This window comes from Pseudomonas sp. PDM28, assembly GCF_019219115.1.
Lineage (GTDB): Bacteria > Pseudomonadota > Gammaproteobacteria > Pseudomonadales > Pseudomonadaceae > Aquipseudomonas > Aquipseudomonas laurylsulfatiphila.
The window spans coordinates 542045-548646 of the sequence record NZ_JAHUWG010000005.1; the positions used below are offsets into that span (position 1 = coordinate 542045).

Genomic DNA, 6602 nt, shown 5'->3' on the forward strand with positions numbered 1-6602 from the left:
GCCAACTCCTAGACGGCCGCAGAGCCGACACGGCCCTTGCGCAGTGCATCGATGACTGCTTCTTTCGGCCCGTCGGCGACGATCCGTCCGTTGTCCAGCACCACCAGCCGATCCACCAGGCTCAGCATCGAGGTGCGGTGAGTCACCAGCAGCACGGTTTTACCCTGGACCCAGCCGTGGAGTTTTTGCCGAAGGATGTCTTCGCTGCTGTTGTCCATGGCGCTGGTCGGTTCGTCGAGCAGCAGGATCGGCGGGTCGAGCAACAAGGCCCGGGCCAGCAAAACCGCCTGGCGCTGACCACCGGACAGCAACTGTCCGCGCTCACCCACGGGCCGGTCGAAGCCTTGCGGGTGTTGCCGGGCCAGTTCGGTGACGCCGGTCAGTTCGGCCACTTCGAGCATGCGTGAGTCACTGATGTAGCGCGCGCCGAGGGTCAGGTTATCGCGCAGGCTGCCGGCCAGCAGCGGCAGGTCGTGAGCGACGTAACCGATCTGATGGCGCAGGTCGGCGACGTCCAGCTGTCGCAAGTCCAGGCCATCGAGCAATAGCTGGCCTTCTTCGGGTTCGTAGAAGCCCATCACCAGCCGCGCCAGGGTGCTTTTGCCCGAGCCGCTGCGACCGATCACGCCGATTCGCTCACCGGGTTTCACGCTGAAACTGACGTTGGCCAGTGCCGGGGTATTCTGGCCGTTGTAGTGGAAGGTCACGCCGACAACATCCAGCGCGCCTTGCAGTTGGGTGCGCTCCAGAGGCCGTTGTTTGGTGTCGCGCTCCTGGGGCAGGCCCATCAGCGCGTCGGTGCTTTTCATGGTCAGTTGCGCTTGCTGGTAGCGGGTGATCAGGCCGGCGATCTGTCCCAGCGGCGCCAGCACCCGACTGCCGAGCATGTAGCTGGCCACCAGGGCGCCGACACTGAGGTTGCCGGCGATGATGCTGTAGACCCCGGCGACGATGGTCGCCATGCCCGACAGCTGCTGGATGAACAGCGTGCCGTTGGTGGCCAGGGCCGAAAGGTTGCGCGCATGGCTGTCGAGACGGGTGAGGGCGCCGTGGGTACTTTCCCATTTGTGCTGGCGTTCGCTTTCGGCGCTGCAGGCCTTGAGGGTTTCCAGGCCGCTGAGGGTTTCGATCAGCAACGCCTGGCGTTCGGCACCGAGGCTGAGGCTTTTCTGTACGGTGTCGCGCAGGCGTACCTGGATCACCATGGCGAAAATGATGGTGATGGGAAACGCCAGGATCGGAATCACCACCAGCCAGCCACCGAGCAGGCCGATCACCAGCAGCATCAGCAGGCAGAAGGGCAGGTCGATCAGGCTGGTGAGGGTCACGGCGGTGAGAAACTCCCGCAGGCCCTGGAAGTCATGAATGCTTTGGGCAAAACCACCGATGGTCGCCGGCCGCGCTTTCATCGCCATGCCGGTGATGCGCTCGAACAGGGTGGCGGACAGGATCACGTCGGTTTTCTTGCCGGCGGTATCCAGCAGGTGCGCGCGAACGACCCGCAGCACCAGTTCGAAAGCGGTGCCGATCAGCAGACCGATCGCCAGCACCCACAAGGTCGAAGTGGCCTGGTTCGGTACCACGCGGTCATAGGTCTGCATCACGAACAGCGGCACCATCAGACCCAGCAGGTTGATCAGGAAACTCGCCAGGATCGCGTCGCTGTACAGCCATTTCGACAGCTTCAGCGTATCGCGGAACCAGGCCTGGACCCGAGGCACCAGCGGCGAGCGCAAGTCTTCGAGTTCGTGGCGTGGCCGGGCAAACAACGCCTGGCCACTGTAGTGTTCGGCCAGCTCTTCAGGGCTGAGCCATTGTTCGCCGCCGTCGGCTTCGCTGGGCAGGATCAGCACCTTGCCGTCCTCGGCATAACGACGCAGGACAGCCGTGCGGCCGTTGTTGAGCAACAGCAGTACGGGCAGGTTGAGTGGCGAGATGTCCTTGAGGTCACGGCGCAGCAGGCGCGCCTGCAAACCGGCCCGGGCCGCTGCACGGGGCAGCAGGTCCAGGCTCAGGCGTTGGTGTGCCATGGGGAGCCCGGCACTGAGGCTGGCGCGACTGACCGTCGCACCGTGGAGTTTGCAGAGGATCAGCAGACCGTCCAGAAGCGGGTCATCGAAGCTCAGGCGCGGATCGACACCGGTGTTGCCGGGTTCCATGCTGGTCAAATTGATTGCTCCCGTTGCTCTGTGGCAATTGACAGATATCTGCATATCTCACTGTTGGAGCTGTCGCAGGCTGCGATCTTTTGACTTTGCTTTTCAGCAAACACGATCAAAAGATCACAGCCTGCGGCCGCTCCTGCACGGGTACTTCGTTATTTCATTTCCGGCAGACGAGCTTCGTTTGTCACTTCGGTCTGGGCGATCGCGTCGGCGGGCAGTACGACCCGTTGTTTGCTCAACAACTGACCCATGTTCGCCAGGATGCGGTACATCGAAAACTCTTCGGTGTAGCGCACTTCGGTGTAGCGACGGTTGGCGTTGTAGAGTTCGTTTTCGCTGTCGAGCAGGTCAAGCAGGGTCCGCTGGCCGAGGCCGAACTGATCCTGATAGGCAATGCGTACACGCTTGCTGGTGTCGGCGTATTCACGGGCGGTCGGGGTTTGTTTCTTGGCATTGACCATGGCGTTCCAGGCCAGGTGAATATTTTCGTTGAGCTGGCGCAGGGCATTGTTGCGGATGTCCATGGCCTGGTTGATCTTGTGCGCGTCGGAGGCCAGACGCGCCTTGTCGCTGCCGCCGCGGAACAGGTTGTAGTTCATTACCACGCCGACCCGCCACTCGTTGTCGTGGCCTTCGTCACCCTGCACGTTGTTGTTCGCGCCCACTGCCGCCTCGGCGTCAAGGCGTGGGTAGAAGGGCGACTTGGCAACTTCGTACTGGCTTTCGGCCGATTGCACGTCGGCCTGGGCGGATTTCAGGTAAGGGTTGTTTTCCACCATGCTCTGCTGGGCTTCGGGCAGGGAGGTAGGGACTTCACCGCGAATCGACGGCGGGGCTTCGAGTTCATCGGGCATACGCCCGACAACGGCGTAAAAGTTCGACTCGGCGTCAGCCAGATTGACTTCGGCGGTGTCGAGGTTGTTTTCTGCCAGTGCCCGGCGAGCGCTGGACTGGTCGGCATCGGCGTTGCTACCCACGCCGCGCTGGGTGCGCAGGCCGATCTGGTCGTTGACCCGCAAGTGCGCTTGCAGGTTGTTCTTGGCCAGGGTTACCAGTTCGCGGTGCTTGAGCACCTCGAGATAGACCTCGGTGGTACGCAAGGCCAGATCCTGAGCCGTTCCCTGAGCGTAATAGGCTCGCGAGTTGACCACGCCTTTGGTGCGCTCGACTTCATTGGCGGTGTTGAACCCGTCAAACAGCATTTGCCGCAGGCGCAATTCCGACTGGGTGTAATTGAGGATTTCGGTGTGGTGATTGCCGAGCGCCCGGGTATTGGTGTTATCGCTGTACCCGCGCCCGTAAGCAGCGTTCAGATCGACCGATGGATAAAAGCCCCCTTTGGCGACCTTCACGTCCTCGTCAGCCGACAGACGGCTGTCCACCCGCGATGCCAGTTCCGGGTGCGTCGCGATGGTGCTCTGGATCGCTTCGGTCAGCGTCATGGCCTGAGCCTGGGACGAGCAGGCCATGGCCAAAAGAACCGCGCTGCAGAGGGGGGTTAATAGGCGCATGTACATCTCCCTGATTCCTGATGGTGCTTATCAGTCGCCAATTATTTGACGACATTTATAGGTAAAGTTGTTTCATGTCTTTAACAAAAGAGCTAAGAACATTCTGGAGCGTAGCTAAGAAATTTTTTTCATAACGGTTATGCCAAAAAAAACTTATGCGCTCTGCGAAATCCAGCACATTGTTCAATGCGAAAGCCCTTGTTTTATGAGCTCTGGGGCGCTCGTCGGGGTTTGAGGAAAGTTCCAATCCACTTATCGACTTAGAGCGGAGAAGTGCTGGAGGGGAGGGACGCTAGCGATCTAAGGGTGACGGTTTTTTGTCACTTGAGTGATTCAAGATCGTTACGCATCGTTCACAGGCAAGGTTGTTGCGTACAGGGATCCGATGCCATTGATTGCAGAGGAGTTTTCCCTAAACCGCAAACAGCGCCGTGAGCGAATGGCTGGGCGAGATCGTTGCCGGGGCCTCGGCTTACTCAAGTAAACCGGGACCCCGGAACACGATCCGCCAGACAACCCGCTTGAGCCATGAGCACGTTCTTCGCACAAACAAGGTGCCGACAGCGGTTGGCAGCGGAGGAAGTGCACATGGCTACGCTCATCGGAATCGTCAGTAAGGTCATTGGTCAGGTGTTCGCGGTTGCGAGCGACGGCACCCGGCGCGCGCTGGTCGAGGGGGACAAACTGTTCGCCGGCGACCAACTGAGCACCGGCGCCGAAGGCGCGGTAGCGGTGCATCTGCAAAATGGCCAGGAACTGACCCTCGGGCGCGGCAGCAGCATGCAGATGACCCCGCAATTGCTCGCCAATCAGATTCCCCACGTGGACTCGTCCGAGGCGGTGACGCCAAGCCAGGCACAGCTGACGGATGTCGAGCAGCTGCAAAAAGCCATTGCGGCGGGCGACGACCCGACCCAGACCGCTGAAGCCACTGCTGCCGGGCCTACCACGACTGCCGGTGTACCGGGTGGCATCGCGGGCAGCGGCCATAGTTTCGTCATGCTCGAAGAAGTGGGTGGGCGAGTCGATCCCATCATCGGTTTCCCTACTGCCGGTTTCAACGGCATTCCCGAACTTCCCGAAGAACGCCTGAACGCTAATCCGGACAATAACGCCGTAGCGGCCGATACCCTTGTGGTTCCGCCAGTAACGCCGCCGGTGCCGAACAATCCGGTCACCCTTGATGGCCTGTCGGTGGACAATAGCGAACTGACCGTCAATGAGGCCAACCTGGCCGACGGCTCGGCGAGCAACCCTGGTGCGCTGACCCAAAGTGGCACCTTCACCGTCAATGCGCCCGACGGGCTGACCAGCCTCAGCATCGGCGGCATCAACGTGATCAGCGGCGGCGTGGCGGCAGGTTTTCCGCAGTCGGTCACTACCCCGCTGGGCAGCACCTTGACCGTCACCGGCTATAACCCGGCCACGGGCGTGGTCAGTTACAGCTACACCCTCAACGGTGCCGAAACCCATGCAAGCGGTGAGGGGGGCAATACCCTCGGTGAACACTTCGCCGTGGTGGCAGGCGACAGCAATGGCGATAGCGTCACCGGTTCGCTGGATATCAACATCGCCGACGACGTGCCCCAAGCGGTCGACGACAGTAATGGCATCGCCTCGGAAACCTTGCTGACGCTGAATGGCAACGTGCTGAGCAACGATGTGCAAGGCGCTGACCGTGTGCCGGTCGGTGAAAACAGCGGGCCGATCACTCCCGGCACTTTCACCGGCACCTACGGCACCCTGGTGCTGAATGCCAACGGCACCTACACCTACACGCTGAATACCAGCGATGCGGATTTCAAGGCGTTGCACGGCGGTGGCGACGGCACTGAAAGCTTCACTTATACGCTGACGGACGCCGATGGCGACAGCAGTACGGCGACCCTGGTGCTGCAGATCCACAACAACGATGACCCGGACACGATTGGCGGATTGAATGTCGGGGGCGGCGAGTTGACCGTCTTCGAGAAAAACCTCAGCGACGGCAGCGCACCGGATGCTACGGCGCTGACCCAGAACGGCACCTTCACCGTCACTGCACTGGATGGCGTGACCACCCTGACCGTGGGCGGCATTGCCGTGGTTACCGCGGGTGTGGCGGCGGGCTTCCCGCAATCGATCACCACGCCATTGGGCAGCACGCTGACCATCACCGGCTTCAACGCGGCGACCGGTGTGGTGAGTTACAGCTACACCCTCAACGACAACGAAGCGCACCCGACGGCTAACGGTGCGAACACCCTGCCTGAGCAGTTCGCCGTGACTCTGGTCGATGACAACGGCACCACGGCGACCGGTTCACTGGACGTCAACATCGTCGACGACTTGCCACAAGGCGTGAACGACAGCAATGCTTCGACGGCGTCGGAAACCCTGCTGACCCTCAACGGCAACGTGCTGAGCAACGACGTACAAGGCGCCGACCGGGTGACCATCGGTGAAGGCACTGGCCCGATCACCCCCGGCACCTTCACCGGCACCTACGGCACCCTGGTGCTGAACGCCAATGGCACCTACACCTACACCCTGAACACCAGCGATGCCGACTTCAAAGCCCTGCACGGCGGTGGCGACGGCACCGACACCTTCACCTACACCATCACCGACGCGGACGGCGATAGCAGCACTGCCAACCTGGTGCTGCAGATCCACAACAACGATGATCCAGTGACGATTGGCGGTTTGAACGTCGAGGGCGGCGAACTCACCGTCTTCGAGAAAAACCTCAGCGACGGCAGCGCACCGGATGGCACCGCGCTGACCCAGAACGGCACCTTCACAGTCACTGCCCTCGATGGTGTCACCACCCTGACCGTCGGCGGCATCGCCGTGGTCACGGGAGGCGTAGCCGCGGGCTTCCCGCAATCGATCACCACACCACTGGGCAGCACGCTGACCATCACCGGCTTCAACGCCGCGACCG

Annotated in this window: 3 protein-coding genes; 1 reads left to right on the plus strand and 2 read right to left on the minus strand. The window is 61.4% G+C overall.

Going from position 1 to position 6602, the window contains the following annotated elements; genetic code table 11:
• Positions 1–8: 8 nt before the first annotated feature.
• Entirely contained in the window at positions 9–2168 is a 2160-nt protein-coding gene (locus tag KW841_RS14540; protein WP_218477228.1) for a type I secretion system permease/ATPase, read from the minus strand.
• 149 nt (positions 2169–2317) lie between these two features.
• Positions 2318–3676, minus strand: coding sequence for a TolC family outer membrane protein (locus KW841_RS14545; protein ID WP_102699035.1), 1359 nt, complete (start codon positions 3674–3676; stop codon positions 2318–2320).
• A 588-nt stretch (positions 3677–4264) separates the two neighbouring features.
• Here KW841_RS14545 and KW841_RS14550 point away from each other — a divergent pair.
• Positions 4265–6602 (plus strand): retention module-containing protein (locus tag KW841_RS14550; protein WP_218477241.1); only part of this gene is annotated, 2338 nt, incomplete at its 3' end.

What these genes read in the sequence shown, in the direction of transcription:
- KW841_RS14545 (WP_102699035.1), bottom strand. Translation starts at nt 3,676, where the DNA reads ATGCGCCTATTAACCCCCCTCTGCAGCGCGGTTCTTTTGGCCATGGCC.